At 37.6% G+C, this 22,930-nt stretch carries 14 protein-coding genes; 4 read left to right on the top strand and 10 right to left on the bottom strand.

What is annotated here, in order from left to right; all coding sequences use genetic code 11:
- From F6K54_RS18110 to hypF, 6 genes are all read right to left on the bottom strand, one after another.
- Positions 1-551: AIR synthase related protein (locus tag F6K54_RS18110; protein ID WP_293080043.1), on the bottom strand; the 551-nt coding region annotated here is incomplete at its 3' end.
- Positions 552-874: 323 nt separating this feature from the next.
- Positions 875-1,339, bottom strand: coding sequence for a GNAT family N-acetyltransferase (locus F6K54_RS18105; RefSeq protein WP_293080040.1), 465 nt, complete (start codon positions 1,337-1,339; stop codon positions 875-877).
- 194 nt (positions 1,340-1,533) lie between these two features.
- Positions 1,534-1,776 carry a 4-oxalocrotonate tautomerase family protein gene (locus F6K54_RS18100; protein ID WP_293080037.1) on the bottom strand — a complete coding sequence of 81 codons (243 nt, stop codon included), beginning with the start codon at positions 1,774-1,776 and terminating at the stop codon, positions 1,534-1,536.
- Between the two features lie 76 nt (positions 1,777-1,852).
- Positions 1,853-3,004 (bottom strand): hydrogenase formation protein HypD, encoded by a 1,152-nt coding sequence (hypD, locus tag F6K54_RS18095; protein WP_293080035.1) that lies wholly within the window; start codon positions 3,002-3,004, stop codon positions 1,853-1,855.
- Between the two features lie 832 nt (positions 3,005-3,836).
- Positions 3,837-4,085, bottom strand: coding sequence for a HypC/HybG/HupF family hydrogenase formation chaperone (locus tag F6K54_RS18090; protein ID WP_293080032.1), 249 nt, complete (start codon positions 4,083-4,085; stop codon positions 3,837-3,839).
- Positions 4,086-4,197: 112 nt separating this feature from the next.
- On the bottom strand, positions 4,198-6,621 hold the full coding sequence (hypF, locus tag F6K54_RS18085) for a carbamoyltransferase HypF (protein ID WP_293080030.1): 2,424 nt from the start codon (positions 6,619-6,621) through the stop codon (positions 4,198-4,200).
- A gap of 277 nt (positions 6,622-6,898) precedes the next feature.
- Between hypF and F6K54_RS18080 the strand changes: the two genes are divergently transcribed.
- The 3 genes from F6K54_RS18080 (at position 6,899) to F6K54_RS18070 (ending at position 12,511) form a co-directional block, all read left to right on the top strand.
- Entirely contained in the window at positions 6,899-7,141 is a 243-nt protein-coding gene (locus F6K54_RS18080; protein ID WP_293080027.1) for an AbrB/MazE/SpoVT family DNA-binding domain-containing protein, read from the top strand.
- The gene (locus F6K54_RS18075) at positions 7,128-7,517 is read left to right on the top strand and encodes a PIN domain-containing protein (RefSeq protein ID WP_293080024.1); all 390 of its coding nucleotides are present in this window, start codon (positions 7,128-7,130) and stop codon (positions 7,515-7,517) included. Before F6K54_RS18080 ends, F6K54_RS18075 begins: the two co-directional genes overlap by 14 nt.
- A 263-nt stretch (positions 7,518-7,780) precedes the next feature.
- Positions 7,781-12,511 carry a CHAT domain-containing protein gene (locus F6K54_RS18070; RefSeq protein ID WP_293080021.1) on the top strand — a complete coding sequence of 1,577 codons (4,731 nt, stop codon included), beginning with the start codon at positions 7,781-7,783 and terminating at the stop codon, positions 12,509-12,511.
- Here F6K54_RS18070 and F6K54_RS18065 read toward each other — a convergent pair whose 3' ends face one another.
- The 4 genes from F6K54_RS18065 to F6K54_RS18050 form a co-directional block, all read right to left on the bottom strand.
- Positions 12,512-12,898, bottom strand: a complete 387-nt coding sequence (locus F6K54_RS18065; RefSeq protein ID WP_293080018.1) for a hypothetical protein — start codon at positions 12,896-12,898, stop codon at positions 12,512-12,514.
- Positions 12,899-13,106: 208 nt separating this feature from the next.
- Positions 13,107-14,333: a DUF1501 domain-containing protein gene (locus F6K54_RS18060; RefSeq protein ID WP_293080015.1), complete on the bottom strand. Its 1,227-nt coding sequence runs from the start codon at positions 14,331-14,333 to the stop codon at positions 13,107-13,109.
- A 342-nt stretch (positions 14,334-14,675) separates the two neighbouring features.
- Positions 14,676-16,157, bottom strand: coding sequence for a DUF1800 domain-containing protein (locus F6K54_RS18055; protein ID WP_366558161.1), 1,482 nt, complete (start codon positions 16,155-16,157; stop codon positions 14,676-14,678).
- A 1,039-nt stretch (positions 16,158-17,196) separates the two neighbouring features.
- Positions 17,197-18,927, bottom strand: a complete 1,731-nt coding sequence (locus F6K54_RS18050; protein WP_293080012.1) for a trypsin-like peptidase domain-containing protein — start codon at positions 18,925-18,927, stop codon at positions 17,197-17,199.
- Positions 18,928-20,317: 1,390 nt separating this feature from the next.
- On the opposite strand from F6K54_RS18050, the gene F6K54_RS18045 reads away from it, so the two are divergent.
- A complete protein-coding gene (locus F6K54_RS18045; protein WP_293080008.1) occupies positions 20,318-22,930 on the top strand; it encodes a diguanylate cyclase domain-containing protein in 2,613 nt (870 codons plus the stop codon).

Raw genomic sequence — 22,930 nt, 5'->3', positions numbered from 1 at the left:
TCATAAATAGAAACACCAGAACGAATTACACCCACCCCTGCAGTATTGATAAATAATTTGTCCGCAGCACCTCGGTGAACAACTTTTGTGTCTCCAGTAACAATTTTCACTCCGGCGACATCTGCTGCTGCTTTCATACTTTTTGCTATTTCTCGGAGGGAGTCAACGGGGAAACCTTCTTCAATAATCATTCCGCAGGAGAGGTATAAAGGTTTTGCTCCACTCATTGCTAGATCGTTAACAGTGCCGTTGACTGCAAGTTCGCCGATATTGCCTCCGGGAAAAAAGATGGGATCAATTACATAAGAGTCGGTGGTAAAGGCGAGCCTGTCTCCTTGAGCGGTGAGAGTTGCCAGGTCAAATATTGCTTGGTCTTCAAGTTGGGAGAGGGTAGGGTTGTCGAAGTTGCGGACAAAAATATCTTCTATGAGGTCGCGCATTGCTTTTCCACCGCTACCGTGGGCGAGGGTAACGTTGGTGTCGCGAACTTTTGTTGAACGACGTCGTGCTTGTTCGATTTTTTTAAATAAAGGATTTTGGATGGGTGTCATTTCAGTTATCAGTTATCAGTTATCAGTTATCAGTTATTAGACATCTCCAGAAAAGAGGGAGTAGGGAGTAGGGAGTAGGGAGTAGGGAACCCACCCCTCGCCCCTCCCCCTCCCAGGAGGGGAAGAATTGATAATTTATTTGGTATAATTGATTTTATTTTTTATTATTGGAGATGTCTATTAGTTAAATTAAATAATGTAGACATAATTTTTTTTAATTCCCTTTTCTTTTGTGAGTTTAATACCCCACCATTAACGATAGTGCTTAAAAATGTTTGGGGTTTTAATCCATAAAGAATTAGACCTTCTGCCTCCTGCCTCCTTCAATGAATTTCCAGGCGACATAATCTCACCTTTTCTATAATATTGGCTCCCATTTTTTCGTAAAACTTAATACCATTATCGTTGTTAATATTGACAGTCCAATCAATTCTACCGCAACCTGTTTCTTCAGCTATTTGATACAGACGAGTCATTAAAGCTTTACCAATTTTTTGACCTCGGTATTCTGCTTTTAAATATAAATCATCTAGCCAAATTCCAGGTTTAGCTAAAAATGTAGAATAAATTCTATGATAACTAGCAAAACCTGCAGTTTTATCCCCTACTTCTGCTAATAAAATAGAAGTAAGGGGAGTTGTGCCAAATAAATCGTTATTTAGTTTTTCGGTTGTTGCTTTTAAAGATTCGGGGCAGCCGTCAAATTCTGCTTTTAGATACAGCAATTCCATAATTATTTTTATGTCACTGGGAACTGCATATCTGATTACTATTTCTTGATTCAGCATAATTATTTAGACGGTAATTTGAAAATAATTAATTGCTTACTTTTTCAAATTAACCGTCAACTTTTTCCAGGTAAGTTAATTATTTTTTAGGTGCATCTCATATTTGCAAAAATACTTTTTTCTTATTCCCTATTCCCTATTCCCTGTTCCCTGTTCCCTGTTCCCTGTGCCCTAAAAGCGATAAATTTTTGGCTTTATTCCAAATTGATATCCACCCTATTTTTTTCTACTTTTTCTGCATGACGACCGGGATGTTTATCAATATGAAGTTGACCGCCGATCGCCCAATTTTCTCGACTAAATTCGTCGATATGAACTGTCACCCATTCTGGTTTTGTTCCTAAAGTAGAAACAACTGTATCAGTGACAGCTTTTGCTAGTTTGCGTTTTAATTCAACGGAATGACCGTCAGCAATTTGAATTGTTATAAATGGCATAATTTTTTCCTCCTAATTTGTCTATAGCAATTCCCATGCTAGTTTTGTTAATTTTTCCTTTTCTCTCAGTTATGGACTAAGATGCCACCACCTCAGCTTTCTTTCCCTCTTCCTTCTTAAACAACCTTCCATATTTATAATAAGCAGCACAAGCACCTTCCGAAGAAACCATGCAAGTACCGATGGGGTTGTCAGGAATACAAGCAGTACCAAATACTTTACATTGCCAAGGTTTCAAAACACCTTTGAGAATTTCCCCACATTGGCAAGCTTTAGCATCAGCAACTTTTTTGTTAGGCACGCAAAACTTAATTTCCGCATCAAAACAAGCATAAGCATCAGTAATTTTCAACCCAGACTCAGGAATATCTCCCAAACCTCGCCACTCAAACTTATCCCGCACCTCAAATATTTTACTCATTGCTTCCAGTGCCACCCTATTACCACCTTCCTTAACTACACGACTATATTGGTTTTCCACCTCGCAACGACCTTCTAGCATTTGCTGTAACAACATCCAAATAGATTGCAAAATATCCAGAGGTTCAAACCCCGATACTACCAAAGGTTTCTGATATTTTTCGGAAATCACATGATATGGTTGAGTACCAATAACCATACTCACATGACCAGGTCCAACAAAACCTTGTAATTCTAAATCTGGGTTACTCAATAATGCTTCTAAAGCAGGTACAACTAAAACATGGTTACTAAAAATACTAAAGTTTTCAATGCCTTCCGCTTCTGCTTGCAAAATAGTTAAAGCTGCACTGGGGGCGGTAGTTTCAAAACCTAAACCAAAAAAAACCACCTCTTTGTCTGGATTTTCCTTAGCTATTTTCAAACTATCCAGAGGCGAATAAACCATCCGAATATCTGCACCTTGAGCTTTTGCTTGCAAGAGACTTTTCTTGGAACCCGGCACTCGCATCGCATCGCCGAAAGTTGTAAAAATAACGTTGGGTTTTTCGGCCAGAGCGATCGCATCATCTAATCTACCCCTGGGCATTACACAAACCGGACATCCAGGGCCATGTATTAGTTCAATATTATTAGGTAAAACTTCCTCAATGCCGTACTTAAAAATAGAGTGAGTGTGACCGCCACAAACTTCCATTATTTTGAGTGGGCGATCAGTGGTGTATCCTAATTTTTGACTGAGTTTATCAATTTCTTTAACTAAACCTTGAGCTTTGTGGGGGTCGCGAAATTCTTTAACATATTTCATATATTTTCTCCTATATAAAATTAAAATATCGTAGGTTGGGTTAAGCGGTAGCGCAACCCAACAAATATCTATAGCAATGAATAGGGAACAGTCGTAAAAGTAGATTTTTAGGGAACAGGGAATGGGAAACACTGAAGCAATCAAATTGTCACATCTGATTCCTGATTGCTATATATAAATGATAATGGGATTGCACGTTATGGAATGATATTGCCAAAAATTAGTTTAGACTTTGACTCAAAAAACTATTAATTAATCATTCTAGGAATTATCAAATCCAAAATCATTTTCATCAAAAACCTAAAATAATTCGTCACTGTGCAACGCCTAAATAATGGATATCCTGTTTCTTTCTTCAACCCAACCTAATAATAAATAATATCATGTCCGGTTGAATAGTTATTGTATAGTTGGGAGTAGGGGAGTAGGGGAGTGGGGGAGTGGGGGAGATTAAATATTTAAGTAATTAGGGTTTGCGCTCAAAAGTCTTATATCATGTCCGGTTGAACAGTTATAAATAAACTACTCAGAATTCAGCAATTCTGCAATTTCCTACGGAATGCTACGCAAACAGAATTCAGAAGGGAAGAAAGAAGAAGAAAGTTTTTTGATCACGCTCTTATCCGGACATGATATAATAAATAGACTTGTCGCTTTATAACTTCAAAAATCCCCAAAAACCTTGTTCTATAAGGATTGTAGCTATTTGCAGCTAAAAAGTTGTGGAATTATTGCTCTGTCTAGGTTGGAGCGATTTTTTCCCTATATTTAGCGACAAGTCTAATATATAGACCAAATAAGTTAGGCTTCTTTCTTCAACCCAACCTACGTTTTAATTCATCACCGCAGCAACTTCCTGCAATAATTTCAAAGTTTCTGCTGCCTCTTCTTTATCCAAACGGTTCATGGCAAAACCAACGTGAACTAACACCCAGTCACCAATACAAGATTCAACTGAATGTTCTTCATCAACTATGCAGGCAATATTAACCTCCCGCTTCACTCCACTAATATTAACAGTTGCCAACTTCTTAGCAAAATCAGTTATTTCTATAATCTGACCGGGAATTCCTAAACACATTTTTCTTAAATTAATCAACGTTTAATTAAAATTAAAACAAATTTTTTTATCCATTTTTGAGTTGCTAGAGAGTGCATCAATATAGTGTAGGCAATATTTTAATTTTACCTGCCTACTCCCCTACTCCCCTACTCCTTGCCGCAGCAATAACAATTTGACCCAGAGATAAACCGCCATCATTAGGTGGAACCTGACTGTGAGTCAAAACTTCCAACCCCATCTTAAATAGACGATCGCTCACTCCAGAAAGCAACAACTTATTTTGAAATACCCCACCGCTCAAAGCCACTTGATTAAACTCACAACTCTGATGTAACTCAGCCACCATCTCAGAAATAGCGATCGCTAATCCTTGATGAAACTTCGCTGCCATCAGAGCCGGAGAAGCACTTTGTTTTATGTCTATCAGTAAGGATTGCCACATTGGCCGTGGCACCAGATAAGTAAGAGGGAATTTACTATCTGTATCTAACTTGAGCATATTAAATTGATAACCTTCTATTTCTTTAGCATCATTTAATAAATACTCCGTTGCCAAAGCCTCCAAATTTATCGCTGCTTGGCCTTCATAACTACAAAATTCTCGGCAAATTCCAATCGCAGCAGCCACCGCATCAAATAACCGTCCGCAAGAAGAAGCTAGGGGAGAATTAATCCCTTTTTCCATCATTTGATTCAAAGTGGCCAGAGGTTTTGTTTGGAAAAAATTAAATAATTCTAAATCTTCGTAATCCTTAAGAAAATCTAAACCAAAAGCAGTTACTAAATGGGCATAAGTATTGCGCCAAGGTTGATAAATAGCTTTTTCTCCCCCAATCATTGCCACAGGATTAAAAGTTCCTAAACGTTCAAACCCGCGATAATCTGCTAATAAAAATTCTCCACCCCAAATACTTCCATCCTCTCCATAACCCAACCCATCCAAAGCAATTCCTAAAACTGGCTTACAATCAATATTTAAACCATTTTCTGCCATACAAGCTGCAATATGACTATGATGATGCTGCACTTCAATCAATTTTAAATCATTAGCTACAGCCAAATCTTTTCCAAGTTTTGTTGATAAATATTCTGGGTGTTTATCCACAACAATTGTATTAGGTTCAGCCTCCAATAAACCTAAAAAAAGATTCAAAGTTTTTTCATAAGCTGTAGCAGCCAAATTATTTTCCAAATCCCCAATATGTTGAGACAAAATAGCCTGCCCATCACGCAACAAACAAAAGGTATTTTTCAACTCACTTCCCATCGCCAAAATCGGAGAAATATTTGCAAATCCTGGAGGTAAATTAATCGGCGCTGGCGCATAACCACGGGCACGACGTAACACTTGCGGAACTTCCTTAATAACTCGCACCACCGAATCATCAACTCGATTAAAAATAGGGCGATTATGTATTAAAAAATAATCAGCAATTTCTGATAGTTTTTCCCGCGCTTCTTCATTATCAATACACTGAGGTTCGTCAGAAAAATTACCACTTGTTAATACTATGGGAACATCCAAACGACGCAAAGCTAAATGATGCAATGGCGTATACGGAAGCATAAAACCTAGAGTATTTTGTCCTGGTGCAACACTAGGTGCTAACTGTTGTCCAATAGTTTTTTGTGACAACACAACTTCTGGTGCAACACTAGGTGCTAACTGTTGTCCAATAGTTTTCTGCAACAACACAATAGGAGCAGCAACACTTTCCAATAATTTCTGTTCCGCATCAGTAATATGACAATATTCAGAAATTATCTCTATATCTCGCGCCATCAAAGCCAGAGGTTTATCCGGACGACGTTTGCGATGACGTAACTTTTGCACCGCCTCCTCATTAGTGGCATCGCAGGCAAGATGAAAACCCCCTAACCCTTTAATAGCAACTATCATTCCCCGTTGGATGAGAGTACAGACTGCATCCACATCATCCAACATTGAAAACATATCGGCACTAACTGGTTTACCATCCGCTCTTTCTAACCAAGCTTTCGGTCCGCAAACATGACAAGCAGTAGGTTGAGCGTGGAAGCGACGGTTAAGTGGTTCGGAATAGTTTTCCTGACATTCCGGGCAAAGGTGAAAATTTGCCATAGTGGTATTTTGGCGGTCGTAAGGTAATTTTTTGATAATACTCAGACGAGGTCCGCAGTGGGTACAATTAGTGAATGGGTAGCGATACCAGCGACTCATGGGGTCGAATATTTCGCTTTTGCACATGGAGCAGGTGGCAGCATCGGGAGCTATTTGGGTACAAACTGTATTGGTGGTGCTGGGGGCAATGATAAAATCCGCGAAATTTTGGTTGGGGAGTTGGTGTCTGGTGATGGTTTCGATGTTTGCCAGGAGAGGGCGTTCAGAATGTAATTTTTCGATAAATTCGTCAATGGTTGAGCGATCGCCCACAACTTTGATTAGTACACCTTGTCCGTCGTTACTAACTTCACCGCGCAACCCTAATGTTTTAGCAATGCGGTAGACAGTAGGGCGAAAACCGACACCTTGTACGGTGCCATAGATGCGAATTTTTTCTGCTGTTTGAGACATATTAACAATAATGATAGAGATATCGTTTCAGACTTCTTAGTCATAGCTAGAATTAAAAAGTATTTGTCAAAAATATTTAACAAATATTTTTTTTAGTATAATACCAATTACCAAAAATAATGCTATACTTCCAATGCGACTTCAGTTATTAAGTAATAATAATGATTCAGTAATGTTCGTAAGGATTATAGGCATTAATCCAAAATATATTATTCCTTCTAGGAAAAAATGGAGTTCTCACTGTAGAATAGAATAAACTTAGTAAACAGTTATCGTAATGGCTAACACAATAAGCGATCGAGGACAAATAACTATTCCTCAAGAAATTAGGGATTACCTTAAATTGAATGCAGGGACTAAGATAGAATTTGTTATTGATGAAGAGGGACAAGTTAAAATAATTCCTCTGAAGTTCTCTGTGGAAGATTTGTCGGGTATTCTACATCGTCCTGGAATTGAGAAAGCAACTCTTGAGGATATGGAAAATGCAATCCAGGAGGCTGCTATTGATTGGAGTTGATACCAATATTCTAGTTCGCTATCTGACTAGAGATGATGAACTACAGTGGCAAAAAGCACTAGAAATTATTAGAGAAAATCAGCCATGTTTTGTTTCTAATATTGTGTTGTGCGAGTTAGTTTGGGTTCTGAAAAGTCAAGCATATAAATTTAGCAAAGACCAAATTATTAAGACCTTGGAAATGATTTTGCAGAGTACAGTCTTTGAGTTGGAAAACCCTTCTGTTCTTTATCAAGCTATTGAGCGTACAAAACAGGGGAGTGCAGATTTTTCTGATTATTTGATAGGAGCAATTGCTCGCCAAGCAGGTTGTGTAGAAACTGTGACATTTGACAGGAAATTAAGAGGAGAAGTAGGTTTTAACTGTCTTGAATAAAAGGCGATGTTGCATCCATTATAATGTTGAGGAGTTTGAGGAAGATATTAAAACTTTGCAGGAAATGGGTAGGTTACGATCATTGTCAGTCTACTACAAACTTGAGCAGGCTACAACTCTAGGGAGCGTTGGCGAAGCCTAGCGGCAGCTATCTCGCCAAACTTGCCCCAAAAAATCATCCCTGCATCTGTGGCAAGATCCTTGTCTGCTGGACTTTTAATTTTTAACTTCAAAATCTTACTTTTGACTTTTGACTTAAAAATATGGATGAACAACGAATTGAAGCTTATCTGAATCTGATTAACACCTTACTACTTAATCGTGAGAGTGAGGCAGAATTTGACAAAATTATGAATGATAATCGCGAATTAATAGATTCTGGGTTATGGCAAACAATGTTCAAAGAAGCACAGAAGTTGGCATCAGCGGGTAATCATGATACTGGATTTTTACTCAAAGTGGCAAATTATCTGGCATACCAAGACTATAAGAGTTTCTTGATGGAGGTATTGCAGGCAACAGTAAACAGCGGGGACTCGAAAGTAGTCTACCCACTCCTACAACAAAACTTAGATAAACTTGACAATAACTTTGTCAATGTATTGCAAGACTGGGCAACTGCTAAATTTTCAGAAGTGGAGGCGGATGTAGCAGAAAGCATTGCTAAATATATTGGTAATTTCAGTATCCTCATTCAGGAATTTCCTCTGGGCAACAAAGCAAATAACATGGAAATTAGCATTGCAGGTTATGAACTAATGCTAAAAGTCTTTACCTCTGAGAGTCACCGGGAAACTTGGGCATCCATTCAATACCGTCTCGGCGCTGCCTACAGAAAGAGAATAACAGGAGACAAAGCTGAGAATATGGAATCTGTCATTGCTGCATACCAAAATGCTTTGCTGGTTTACACCCAAAAAGATTTCCATATCGACTGGGCAATGACTCAAAATAGTCTCGGCGCTGCTTACAGTGAGAGAATAACAGGAGACAAAGCTGAGAATATGGAATCTGCTATTGCTGCATACCAAAATGCTTTGCTGGTTCGTACCCACAAAGATTTCCATATCGACTGGGCAATGACTCAAAATAATCTCGGCCTTGCCTACTGGGGCAGAATAACAGGAGACAAAGCTGAGAATATTGAATCTGCCATTGCTGCATACCAAAATGCTTTGCTGGTTTACACCCAAAAAGATTTCCCTATGGACTGGGCAATGACTCAAAATAATCTCGGTCTTGCCTACTGGGGCAGAATAACAGGAAACAAAGCTGAGAATATTGAATCTGCTATTGCTGCATTCCAAAATGCTTTGCTGGTTCGTACCCACAAAGATTTCCATATCGACTGGGCAGCCACTCAAAATAATCTCGGCATTGCCTACAGAGACAGAATAACAGGAGACAAAGCTGAGAATATTGAATCTGCTATTGCTGCATTCCAAAATGCTTTGCAGGTTCGTACCCACAAAGATTTCCATATCGACTGGGCAATGACTCAAAATAATCTCGGCACTGCCTACAGAGACAGAATAACAGGAGACAAAGCTAAGAATGTTGAATCTGCCATTGCTGCATACCAAAATGCTTTGCTGGTTTACACCCAAAAAGATTTCCCTATGGACTGGGCAATGACTCAAAATAATCTCGGCCTTGCCTACGAAGACAGAATAACAGGAGACAAAGCTGAGAATATTGAATCTGCTATTGCTGCATTCCAAAATGCTTTGCAGGTTTACACCCAAAAAGATTTCCCTATCTACTGGGCAGGCACTCAAAATAATCTCAGCATTGCCTACAGAGAGAGAATAAAAGGAGACAAAGCAGAGAATATTGAATCTGCCATTGCTGCATGCCAAAATGCTTTGCTGGTTCGCACCCTAGAAGCAAACCCTATCAACTGGGCAAAGACTCAAAATAATCTCGGCGCTGCCTACAGAGAGAGAATAACAGGAGACAAAGCCGAGAATATTGAATCTGCCATTGCTGCATTCCAAAATGCTTTGCTGGTTTACACCCAAAAAGATTTCCCTATCTACTGGGCAGGCACTCAAAATAATCTCGGCGCTGCCTACATTAACAGAATAACAGGATACAAAGCAGAGAATATTGAATTTGCCATTGCTGCATTCCAAAATGCTTTGCAGGTTTACACCCAAAAAGATTTCCCGATCAACTGGGCAGGTACTCAAAATAATCTCGGCGCTGCCTACGCTGAATTTTTACTCAATATAGCAAGTCAGCTACCATCCCAAGACTATACAAATTTCTTGATGGAGGTATTGCAGGCAACTCAAGACAGCAAGAGTGACTCGAAAGTTGTCTACCCACTCCTACAACAAAACTTAGACAAACTTGACAATAACTTTGCTGATATATTGCGAAACTGGGGAACTGCTCAATTTTCTGAATTGGAGGCGAATATAGCAGAATACTGTGCTGTGGTTATTAGTGAATTCAGTAAGCTCATTCAGCAATTTCCTCTGGGCAACAAAGCAAATAATATGGAAATTAGCATTGCAGGTTATGAAGTAGTGCTAAAAGTCTTTACCTCTGAGAGTCATCGGGAAAATTGGGCAGCTATTCAAAACAATATCGGCTTTGCCTACAGAGATAGAATAAGGGGAGACAAAACCGAAAATATTGAATCGGCCATTGCTGCATTCCAAAATGCTTTGCAGGTTCGTACCCAAAAAGATTTCCCCATCGACTGGGCAATGACTCAAAATAATCTCGGCACTGCCTACTTTTACAGAATAAGGGGAGACAAAGCCGAGAATATTGAATTTGCTATTGCTGCATTCCAAGAAATTTTGCTGGTTTTCACCCAAACTGACTTCCCCATGCAATGGGCAACCACTCAAAATAATCTCGGCAGTGCCTACAGTGAGAGAATAACAGGAGACAAAGCTGAGAATATTGAATCTGCCATTGCTGCATACCAACAAGCTTTGCAGGTTCGTACCCAAAAAGATTTCCCCATCGACTGGGCAGACACTCAAAATAATCTCGGCAATGCCTACTTGTACAGAATAAGGGGAGACAAAGCCAAGAATATTGAATCTGCCATTGCTGCATTCCAAAATGCTTTGCAGGTTCGTACCCAAAAAGATTTCCCCATCGACTGGGCAATGACTCAAAATAATCTCGGCCTTGCCCACAGTGAGAGAATAACAGGAGACAAAGCCGAGAATATTGAATCTGCCATTGCTCTATACCAACAAGCTTTGCTGGTTTGCACCCTAGAAGCAAATCCTCTTGAGCATCTTAAAACAACCCATACCTTAGGCAACCTATATTTTGATAACCAAAACTGGCAACTCGCCGCCGACAGTTATGAAAAAGCTATAAAAGCAGTAGAAGTTAGTCGCAGTTGGGCAACCACTGACGAACGTCGTCAGGAAATTATAGCAGAAGCAATACAGGTTTATCAAAATCAGGTGCAAGCATACATCAATTTAGAGCAATGGGATAAAGCCATAGAAACAGCCGAACGCAGCAAAGCTCGTACCCTAGTAGAACTCCTTGTGAAGCGCGAACTCTATCCTAAAGGTAATGTTCCTCAAGAAATTATCTCCGAGCTAGATCGACTGCGACGAAACATACCATCACTGGAAAGACAATTACAGATAGTTATAGAGCAGCGTTCAGCAAGTTCAGGCAGATCGGAACAAAAACGCCTACAGCAAGAATTAGAAAAATCACGGCAGGAATTAGATGAGTTACTAAATCAAATTAAACCTATAGACCCCAGTTTCACTTTAACTGAGAGAGTAGATCCAATTCTGTTCAGAGATATTCAAAACCTTCTTGATCGAGATACTGCAATGATTGAGTGGTACATTACAGGGGATAAAATTATCACTTTTATCATTACTGCTAACAGTCAGCACCCTATAGTGGAACAATCATCCGCTGAAGATTTAGAAAGACACTTTAATTGGGGTAAAAACTATTTTAAAGAATATTATCTGGAAAAAAATCAGTGGATAAATAATTTACCCTCTCATCTGAAGCGTTTAGCTGAGATATTAAATATCGATCGCCTCCTTACCCAAATAGATAACATCTTTGAAAAACAAGGAATTAAATGTAACCGTCTTATCCTTATTCCTCATCAGTTTCTTCACCTGTTTCCTCTCCATGTAATGCCCCTAAAAAATGGCGATCTGTTGATAGATCGCTTTGACAGAGGTATCAGTTATGCCCCCAGTAGCCAAATATTACAACTCACTCAAAAACAAAAACGTCCCCACTTCAGTCAACTGTTTGCCGTGCAAAACCCTCAAGATAATTTAATCTACGCTGACTTAGAGGTAGAGACAATTCGTCATAATTTTGATTTAGCTGAAGTCTTAATTAAAGAAGATGCTAGTGAAGCAAAAGTTAAAACTAATTCGCGCTTGCAATCATCCCACTGTAATCACTTCTCCTGTCATGGCAACTTCAACCCAGGTATAGCTAATGCTTCTGCCCTTTATCTAGCCAAATATGATAGCCCAGAAGATGGAGAGCTTACCCTAGCAGAAATCTTTGGACTTAACCTAAGTCAATGTCGCCTTGTCACCCTCTCTGCTTGTGAAACTGGGTTAACTGATTTCAAAAGTCTAAGTGATGAATATATTGGTCTTCCTAGTGGATTTATATTTGCAGGCAGCCCCAGTGTTGTCTGTAGTTTGTGGACAGTAGCTGACATTTCTACAGCTTTTTTAATGGTCAAATTTTATCAAAACCTCAAAAGCTACCCAGAATTGGGAGAAGGTACTGTAGCAATAGCTTTAAAAGATGCTCAAATGTGGTTAAGGAATCTAACTAGCAAGGAAGGGGAAGAATTTCTAGAGAAAATTCAACCCTACATTGACATTATCTACCAAGGAAAATCAGAAATTCTCAAGGAAGTATTTGTAGATGGAGCTAAAGCAAGCATAAATTCCCAGCCCCATCCCTTTAATTCTCCCTATTATTGGGCAGCCTTCACAGCAGTAGGATTTTAACTATTCTTGGCTGTGAGAATCACACCATTTTTTGATACCTTTTTGATTCAGGTACATCACTAATAGGGCTGCCAAAGCTTCCGGAATTTGACCTGTGAGCAAAAGTCCTATAGCAGCACTTGACAGCCCATTTTCTAAATGATCTATAAACTTTTCATTACAGACAAGATTGCGTGATTTTTTGGCTAATTCCTCAAGAATGTCAGGAACTGCCCTAGAGACTACAACATTGTACTTTGGTGCTAACATACTAGCAGCCTTAGTTACATCTCCACCCAGTGCCTCAATCACATCAAGAGCATAGAGGGCTTCTTTTTGGTCATTTTGAGAAAATTGCTCTCGGTATAGAGCAATATCTTCAGGAGTTAATATAATAAGACCGCTCATTCTACAAATTTAGGTAATTAATTTTGTATATCATATACATTCAATTAATCTTACTATCAGTACAAAAAGCGATCGCTAATAACTGAACTTTTGAAAAAAAATGTGTTAAAGGGGAAAAGCTCAGATATAACTGCCTCTAATTATAGAATAGAGGTAAATATATTTTACTTTTTTTCAAAAGTCCAGGTGAATACTTCTATTACTTATTTCACAACAAAGCCAAACGCCGCTCAGACGAATAACCAGAAAAAACCCGTGCTATTTGCGATCGCTCTATATCAAGATGCTGTTCTAACACACTAGAAATCACATTCCGAAAGTCCGTTGTCACCGCTAAATCCCGTTTCTGAAACAATTCTGACTCATCCAAACCAGGCCATTGTCCATAAACCTGACCACCACGCACGCCACCACCTAAGACCCACATTACGTTACCATGACCGTGATCGGTACCACTATTACCATTTTCATTAACTGTGCGACCAAATTCTGACATTACTAAAATCACAGTATCTGAATAAAGTGGACCCAATTCCTGAACTAAAGTAACTAAACCTTCCCCCAAAGGTTTCAGTCTTCTTGCTAAAGCACCTTCACTGCTTCCTTGGTTAACATGGGTATCCCAATTACCAAAAGCCATAAATCCTAACTGTGTTTTGGAATCACCAACCATGATTTGAGCTAAATTTTTGGCATCAGCAGCAAAACTTTGTGGAGGTGGTGCGCCTGCGGAAGCTGCTTCCATTTCTTGCTCTAAGTCAGCTAGCAGTAAATCTCTTGCCTGACGCCCTTCTTGGTAAACTCTACTAAGTTCGTCATTGCTGCTATAAAGGCGATCGAATGCTTCATAAATTCTGGGGCTGTCTATGGGTAAACTACGGCTTGATTTTCTCCCGGTGGGTAGACTGGCAACTGGCATTGCACCCATGAGGATACGAGGTGGTGTATCTCCTAAGTTTACAGCTTGAGTAGGTTTATCTTTTGGGAGATTTGCTAACAAACGGTTCATCCATCCATCGGGTATTTTTTTATTACCTGGAATACCTGTTTCCATATAATATTGAGCATCAAAATGGGAGCGAGTGTTGTTATTTAAACCGCAGGCGTGAACAAATGCTAAACTACGATTTTGCCAGAGGGGTATGATACTCGCTAGAGCAGGATGTAAGCCAAATTGCCCGTCTAAGTCGATCGCTCCTTCTGCTTCTCCTGGAGCAGGAATTGCTATGTTTGGTCGTGCATCATAATAATTGTATTCCTGGTGGGGAATAACTACATTTAATCCATCGACTCCACCTCGGAGAAAAATAACTATTAATCGTTTACGGTTGTTGGTTTGAGCTAATCCTTTTGTTACCCAACCATGACTACCAACAGAGATTATTCCTGAAGCTGATAGTAAGCTAGCAAATTGTAAAAAATTACGTCTTTTCATAGTGTCTCTAATATTAAATCTGGTTGAATATTTATTATATAGTTGGGAGTCGGGGGAGTGGGGGAGTAATACGATGTCCGGTTGAATAGTTATAAATAACGACAGAGGAGTCAGGAGATCCCCCCTAACCCCCCTTGAAAAGGGGGGAACTAGAAGTCCCCCTTTTTAAGGGGGATTTAGGGGGATCATTCATTGATGTACTTCACGCCTTATGAAAACTATTATATAAGGAGGACAAGTTTTTTGATCACTAATTATCCGGACATGATATAAGACAATTAATAAAGCTTTATATCCTAAACTAAAAGCAATAGCTGATAGCTGATAGCTGATAGCTTACATTTATTTTTCCATCATTTCTGGACTACCTAACATTAAAGCTGCTTGTAAACCAGCAGGACTACTGCTAATTACTGCTTGAGTTTGAGCAGAAAAATTATTTCCTAAAGTTGCCCTAAGTTGTTGATGATTTACCCGTTTTGGTTTCCCTTGATTTAACTGACCACGAGATATAATTGTCGCAAAGCTAATTCTACGCATCATGGCATCGGAATTTAACCATGCTTCTTGAGTGTTTTTATAGCCGTCAGGAGTTTTACAGGCATAAAGCTTCATTCCTAATTGTTCTAAAATTCGTTTAATTTTCCCCCATCTTGGTTTGTCAGTATTGGTTGCTCTAGCAGCAGAAACAATATATTGATAAGGGGTTTTAAATTTGCTGCCGTAGTATTTTTCCTGCCAGAATTCAGGACTATTAAATAAAGTTTCTAACACATCACGAATGTTGCCATTAGTTTCTTGAAATCTTTTAGCTAGTTTATTAACTAGGCTACCAGGAGGTGTATCAGCAACAAAATATTGAGCTAATTTATAACTAATATAACGTGCCGTAGATGGATGACTTGCGAGAATATCTAAGGCTTTTTCTCCTTCTTCTATTCCACCTGCTTTAATAGGTATTCCTAAGAATATTTTATCGCTATTATCATGGCGATTTTGCTCGAACTTAAATCCACTCCCATCCCCACCACGACGTTGTATTCCCCAACCTGTAAAAATTTTTGCTAAGGTTACTATATCTTGTTGTGTATAGCCTCCATTGACTCCAATAGTATGAAGCTCCATAAGTTCGCGGGCATAGTTTTCATTTAAGCCTTTAAATCTACCACGAACACCTTTACTACCAGGAGCAGTATTTAGCCAATTATCTAAATAAAATAACATGGCTGGATGATGGGCTGTTGCTCCTAATAAATTACGAAAATTACCAAATACATAAGGTCGAATAGCGTCTCTTTCGTAAGTGCCTACCCAGAGGCGAGTTATATTACCTTTCTCTACAGAAATATTGAAGTGGTTAAACCAAAAATCTACCATTACTTCCTGTAGTTGTTTGTTGCTAAATATTGCTTGAAGTAAACGTGCATTTTCTGATTCTTGTAAAACTTTTCTGATACGTCTGTTAGTTTTTATTTGTTCTTTTCGAGTCAGTTTTTTAGCTCCGTTTTTTGGTAGAGGAACATATTTTTTGAATATTTCTGTTGGAGCTAAGTAGAAGTTAGTTAATTTAGCCATTTTTTGTGTTAATTTAGGAGATTCTCTAATAGTTTCTGGTCTGAGTTGAGATTGAATATAATTATTAATTCCCATTGATTTAACTCGTTCTATATCTCCTGGTCTGGGACCAAAACTTAGACGATTCAAAACATGGATAGTTTGGGCATTAATAGATTGGCTATCAGCATAGCTAGGACTTGGTAATCCTAACCAGATAATTAAGCTTAATGCCAAAGATATAATCCAGTACCTAGAGGCTTTTTTCATTATAATTATTGCAAAAGTTAGGGAATAGGGAATAGGAGAATGAAATTGTTGATTTCATAATTTAGGGAATTTAGGGAATTTAGGAAATAGGAAATAGGGAATAGTAGGAAAAAGATTTCCCTGCCTAAAAAGGATATCTGAAAAGTTTTTTGATGCTGAATTTTGCCCCCCTAGCCCCCCAACTTTGGGGGGAACAAGAGTCAATTTGCTTCTAAAATCTACATTTTACACCACAAGTATACTACAATAGTATTTTTAACAAATAAGGTGAATTATAGTTATTATAAAAACTACATCTTGTGGTGCGGAACCTGGGCTAAAAGTCCCCCAAAATTGGGGGATTTAGGGGGCTTAGATTTAGCAAATGGGACTTCTCAGACAACCTCTAAAGATTATTATTAATCTATTTCTGTGCCCTATCTACATATTGCTTTATATATATTTGTATGAGAGTCTTATTCTGAAAGTTTTTGATTTTAGTAAACATTATTTACAACAGCATATATCAGCAATCATAACTTAAATATTTTAATTTTACCACTACAAAATTTATCTGTAAAAATCGGGAATTACCTTATCTTCCCTAAGTACCTAAACTTGATTTGGGTACATCTCATATTTACAAAAATATTTTTTTCTTCTTCTCTATTCCCTATTCCCTATTCCCTATTCCCTATTCCCTATTCCCTGTTCCCTCCTAATATCATGTCCGGTTGAACAGTTATAAATAAACGATTAAGGAGTAAGGAGTAAGGAGTCAGGAGTCAGGAGGGAAGAAAGAAGAAGAAAGAGAAAGTTTTTTTTATCACTAATTATCCGGACATGATATAAGTACCTAAACTTGATTTGGGTGCATTTCATATTTACAAAAATATTTTTTTCTTCTCCCTATTCCCTATTCCCTATTCCCTATTCCCTACTAAGTACCTAAACTTGATTTGGGTGCATCTCATATTTGCAAAAATATTTTTTTCTTCTTCCCTATTCCTTGTTTCCTGTTCCCTCAAAATTGAAATACACCCCTTAATTTAGATTGAAATTAAGGAACTTTCCAAATATTAATCTTCCGGTCCCAACCACCGCTAACTATTGTTTGACCATCAGGACTAATTGCCACTGTACTAATATAACTGGTGTGTCCGTTTAAACTACCTTTTAAGTTACCTGTACTCAGTTCCCAAAATTTGATAGTTTTATCCCAACTACTACTAATTAAAGTTTTACCATTAGGAGTAATAACAATTGACCATACTCCATCTATATGTTCTTTTAAACTATGAATTAATTCATCTGTCTGCAAGTTCCAAATATTAATAGTGCCATCACTACTACTACTAGCTAATATCTGACTATCAGGACTGAAAACTACAGATAAAATTGATAAAGAATTAGTATTTATATTACGAATTAGTTGACCTGTTTGTAGGTTCCATAATTTAATCTGATTATCTTTACTACCACTAGCTAGAAATTGGCCGTCAGGACTAATGGCGATCGCATTAACTATCTCAGAATGTCCTTCTAAAGTTCGGATCAACTCTCCACTACTTAAATTCCAAATTTTAATAGTTCGATCCCAGCTCCCACTTACCAACATTTCACCGTTAGGAGCGATCGCTACTGCATCTACCACATCGTCATGCCCAGTGAGAGTCTGCACCAGAGTAATATCAGTGACATTTTTATTTTTGGGTAGTTTCCAAATTTTGATAGTTTTGTCATCACTACCACTGACAACTAATTCTTCATTGGGAGATACTGCCACTGAATTTATTGATTCTGCGTGAGCTTTCCAAGTGGCTATGATTTCGCCATTATTAATATCCCTGACTGAAATCATCCCGTTACTACTACCACTAATGATATAGGAATTCAAAGCAACTACAGAATTAACTATTCCACCTACTTCGTGAGAAATTGCCTTTGCTAAAGTAAAATTTACAGCAGTTTCTGTTCCATTTTCCTGTTTAGAGATATTTGTAGAAACAGGGTTTGTTACTTCTGTTGGAGTAGTAGCTTTAGCAGTCTGGGGTTGTTGAGAAATAGTTGGCAACGAAACCTGTTGTCGCCACTGCCAAAAAGTATTAATTTCTATTCCTCCAGAAACGATCGCATCAGAATTTTCTTGTAACTTGACAATACCGTTAATAGCAACTAGACGACCTTCTGTATCTAACACTGGTCCTCCACTCATCCCCGCTCTGACTAAGTTATCATAAAGTAAACTATAACCACCGATAGGTTGTTGACGCCCTTTGACTACCCCTGGTGTACTCAGAAAAATTCGTTGTTGGAGGTTACTCCCAGAACGCGGCCATCCCCCAACAAAAACTGCTTTTCCTGGAACTAACTGAGCTAGATCGCCTGTTTCGGCAACAGGGTAATTTTGAGAACTGGTAAATGGCACAACCGCTAAATCTACGTTTGGTACTTGTTTAATGAGACTGTAGTAAACTGGATGCATTTCTCCATCAGGTGTGCGTACTTGATAATCTCCTACTTTATTGACAACGTGCCAGTTGGTGAGTACATAATATGTATTTCCTTGTTTTTCGACAATTACTCCTGAACCGCCTCTATTTTGTCCATCAATTCTAACTGTAATTTCTCCTGCTATTTTGTTGATTTCTGATTCTGTTAAGCTAAGAGCAACTTCTGATGTTATTAGTGGTATTAGGATAGTGATACTAATAATTAAGCTTCTGATATTAATAGTTTTTAGGGGTAAAATACTAATAATAATTATGATAATGATTCTCTGAAAATTCATTTTTTGTCAGCAATAGTCTTTTTTATTCAGATGTTTAATCAAAGATTTTATATCAAATCCGGTTAAACAGCCATAGAATGGTTAAGTTAGGAGGAGTCAGGAGTCAGGAGTCAGGAGTCAGGAGGAGAAAGAATTACAAAGATGAGCATAGTTATGACGATTGAACAATTTTTTTATGTCCAATTAAACGGATTTGATATTACCGAATAATTAATAATTAATAATTAATAATTAATAATTAAATAATTCGGGTTTAAAGCCTCCCCTTTTAAGGGCAAAAAAGCGGTTGAGGGATGGATGGGTTTCCTAACCATATCCAATCGACCAAGAGAAAAAATAATATTTCCTTATTTTCAATTCCGTAACGGTTTTAACCAGAGGTAATTATCAATTATCCATTATCAATTATCCATTATCAATTAATGAATTAGCTTCTCAACCGAAACAGGTATTTTTTACCTAGTAAAAATACTATTACATACATTATATCATGTATCTGTGTCTAACCTTTCATTGTTAATTTTTACTTCAAATATTTTATCTCTAAACAAAGAATAAAATATAGCTGCTAAAGTTAATTACTAATAGTTCAATAGCAACTTTTGTGTAGCATAAATTCGGTCCAGTGGTATTATACTTATCAAACTAAACTAGGGCAAAAATGCTATAATTTAAACAGTCATACGGTCAAACTTCATTTTCTTAGGCTCAAGTAAAATATTGCTACACTCTCGGACTGATAACAGTCATTAAATACTTTTGGAGCCTTTACTATCTGCAAAAAAAATGCTATGATTTGTGCTAATAATAAAAAAACTTTACCGAAAAATTTTGGTTTAAAGCCTCCTCTTTTAAGAGGATAAAAGCGGTCGTTTTGCTAACGCAAAGCTCCGCTAAAGGCTGTCGCCGACATATTTGCGTAGCATTCCGCACCGAAAAGCGGAGCTTCCCGAAGGGTGGGATGGCGTTTTGCTCCGCAACAACATATAAAGCGGAGCATCTCTGTTAAGAGCAGGTTTCCTCGCCATATCCAATCGACCAAGAGAAGAAAAATTTTCCTTTGAGTCAATCCTTTTCTTTTTAAGGAAAGGTAATTAATAATTAATAATTAATAATTAATAATTAATAATTAATAATTAACAATTATTCATTACTTCTATTCGGGTGCATCTCATAGCAAGCCAAAATACTTTTTTCCTATATATTCCCTGTTCCCTGTTCTCTGTTCCCTAAAAGCGATAAATTTTTGGCTTTATTCACGCATTGAGATGCACCCTTCTATTCCTAAAACTATTGCTAGTGATTATGAAGTTTTAAAAACATCATGTTGTAGCCTATATAAAACATAGATTATAATAAATTAAACTGATTTTATTGAAGTGATTTTGATATGGTGGAGCGAAAAAATATCGAGTATCAAAAAATACTAAAATCTAGCAAAGAACTAAATTTGCTAATTGTAGAAGATGTGATGGAAGATTTAGCGCTCATAGTACGCACCTTAAAGTCTAATGGTGTAGAATTTACCTATAATGTTGCAGACAGCAAACTAAAATATCAAAAATTACTTCAAGATAATCTATATGATGCAATATTGTCAGATTATTATTTAGCAGATTTTGATATCTTCGAGGTGCTGAAATTACTGCAAAAATTAGGACAAGAAGTTCCTGTGATTTTAATCACAGATGATTTACCAGAAGAGAAAACTTTTGAATGTTTAAAAGCCGGGGTTAATAATTATGTTTTTAAAGATAGATTATTGAGTTTATCAATTATTTTAGAGCGAGCAACTGCTGAATTTAGAGCGAAACAAGAACAGCAAAGTGCCATTATCAAATTACAACAACAAGCTCAACAAGAAGCAATTATTAATCGCATTGTCCAAGGAATGCGTAATACTTTATTACTAGATGAAGTCCTGCAAAATACTGTGGAACAGTTACATGAGATTTTGCAAGTTAGTCATTGTGTAATTGTGAGGCTGGACTATCAGAAAAACATTAATCTTTGTCACTTAGATGATATAACGGTTGAATGCGATAATCAAGTTAGTTTTTGTTACGATGTTCATCAATATTATTTAGAGATACTCGCTAGAGGAAAACAAGTAAAAATTAGTAAATTCGATACAACCATAGACTCAGAAGTTAAAAATCTTATTGACCAGTTTCAAGTTATTTCAGTCTTGATTACACCGCTATTGTATCAAGATACTTACCAAGGTGGGATTATTTTAGACCAGTGCGATCGAGAAAGAGAATGGACAGAAGATGAACGATCTCTATTAACATCAATTGCCGATCATTGTGCCATTGCCATTCATCAAGCTGAACTATATCAACAAGCACAAATAGAAATCGCTGAACGCAAGCGAGTAGAGGAGCATCTACGCAAAAGTCAGGAACGCTATGCTCTTGCCATTGAAGCAAGTCAAGTGGGAATTTGGGAGTGGGACTTACAAACGAATGTAATTTACCTCGATCCTATATTGAAAGCAATGCTTGGCTATGAAGATTGGGAAGTTAGAAACATGATAGATGATTGGCATCAATTGGTGCATCCAGAAGATCTAGAACAGATAATGGCAGCAAAAAATGCTCATTTAGCAGGACTGACTCCAAAATATGAAATCGAACATAGGGTGCAACACAAAGATGGCAGTTACCGATGGTTTTTTTGTTGCGGAATTGCTATTCAAAATGAAGAAGGAATAACCAACAAAATGATGGGAACAAATACAGACATTACCCAATATAAGTACACAGAAGAAACTGTTATTGCCAGTAAACAGCAACTTGTAGCTATGATGACACTGATTCGTAACATCACGGAGTGCAAACAAGCACAACAAGCTTTACGAAATCATGAAGTGAGGTTTCATGCTCTAATTGAAAATGCTAACGATTTAATTTTGATTATTGATGCGGAGGGAATTTCTCGTTATATTAGTCCATCACTAATCAGAGTTTTGGGATATAAGCCAGAAAAAGCTGTTGGTCAGGGTATCTTCGATCTCATTCATATAGATGATTTATCCCTCATCACCCAGACTTTTCACAAAGCAATTGAAAATCCTGGTATTAGTCAACAACCTATTGAGTATAGAGTTAAGCATCGTAATGGTTCTTGGTGCTTTTTTGAAAGTGTTGTCACTAACCTTTTACACGATCCAGCAGTGGAAGGTATTATTGTTAATAGTCATGATATTACTCAACGTAAGCTAATTGAAGAACAATTAAAACATGACGCACTACACGATCCACTGACTCATCTTCCTAATCGTACTCTGTTTATGGATCGTTTAGAGCAAACAATTAAATATTGGGAACGTCGCAAAAATTTTTCCTTTGCCGTCCTATTTATAGACCTTGACAGATTTAAAGTTGTTAATGATAGTCTTGGTCATAGCATTGGAAATCAACTGATTATTGCGATCGCCGAACAACTAACAGCATTGCTTTCTCCTGGAGATACAGTTGCTCGTCTTGGTGCAGATGAGTTTGTAATTTTGCTAGAATATATTTCAGGAATTAGTGATGCTACCTATATTGCTAATCACATACACGAACAACTAACTTCACCAATTATTTTAGAAGGAAATGAAGTATTTATTACTGCTAGTATTGGTATTGCTCTCAATTCCACAAATATAGGGTCAGCAGAAAATTTTTTACGAGATGCAGAAATAGCCATGCAATCTGCTAAAAATATAGGCAGAGGGTGTTATCAAATTTTTTGTACTTCTATGCACACTCAAATTCTCAAACGTTTAAAGTTGGAGAACAATTTACAAAGCGCTCTAAAATTTATTAAAAATCAACCTACTGCTCAGTCTCAATTTGTGCTTAACTATCAGCCAATTGTTTCCCTTGCTACAAACAATATTATTGGTTTTGAGGCCCTAGTACGTTGGCAACATCCAGAATTAGGTTTAATTTCTCCTGTTGAATTTATTCCTGTGGCAGAGGAAACAGGGTTAATTATACCTCTTGGTTTGTGA

This window comes from Okeania sp. SIO3B5 (assembly GCF_010692555.1).
Lineage (GTDB): Bacteria > Cyanobacteriota > Cyanobacteriia > Cyanobacteriales > Microcoleaceae > Okeania.
Note: the sequence above shows the minus strand (reverse complement) of the source record. Positions and strands in the feature narration are given on the sequence as shown.

Coding starts and splice junctions, on each gene's coding strand:
- F6K54_RS18050 (WP_293080012.1), bottom strand. CDS start 18,927: ATGAATTTTCAGAGAATCATTATCATAATTATTATTAGTATTTTACCC.
- F6K54_RS18060 (WP_293080015.1), bottom strand. CDS start 14,333: ATGAAAAGACGTAATTTTTTACAATTTGCTAGCTTACTATCAGCTTCA.
- F6K54_RS18105 (WP_293080040.1), bottom strand. CDS start 1,339: ATGCTGAATCAAGAAATAGTAATCAGATATGCAGTTCCCAGTGACATA.
- F6K54_RS18065 (WP_293080018.1), bottom strand. CDS start 12,898: ATGAGCGGTCTTATTATATTAACTCCTGAAGATATTGCTCTATACCGA.
- F6K54_RS18090 (WP_293080032.1), bottom strand. CDS start 4,085: ATGTGTTTAGGAATTCCCGGTCAGATTATAGAAATAACTGATTTTGCT.
- hypF (WP_293080030.1), bottom strand. CDS start 6,621: ATGTCTCAAACAGCAGAAAAAATTCGCATCTATGGCACCGTACAAGGT.
- F6K54_RS18080 (WP_293080027.1), top strand. CDS start 6,899: ATGGCTAACACAATAAGCGATCGAGGACAAATAACTATTCCTCAAGAA.
- F6K54_RS18045 (WP_293080008.1), top strand. CDS start 20,318: ATGGTGGAGCGAAAAAATATCGAGTATCAAAAAATACTAAAATCTAGC.
- F6K54_RS18070 (WP_293080021.1), top strand. CDS start 7,781: ATGGATGAACAACGAATTGAAGCTTATCTGAATCTGATTAACACCTTA.
- F6K54_RS18055 (WP_366558161.1), bottom strand. CDS start 16,157: ATGAAAAAAGCCTCTAGGTACTGGATTATATCTTTGGCATTAAGCTTA.
- F6K54_RS18100 (WP_293080037.1), bottom strand. CDS start 1,776: ATGCCATTTATAACAATTCAAATTGCTGACGGTCATTCCGTTGAATTA.
- hypD (WP_293080035.1), bottom strand. CDS start 3,004: ATGAAATATGTTAAAGAATTTCGCGACCCCCACAAAGCTCAAGGTTTA.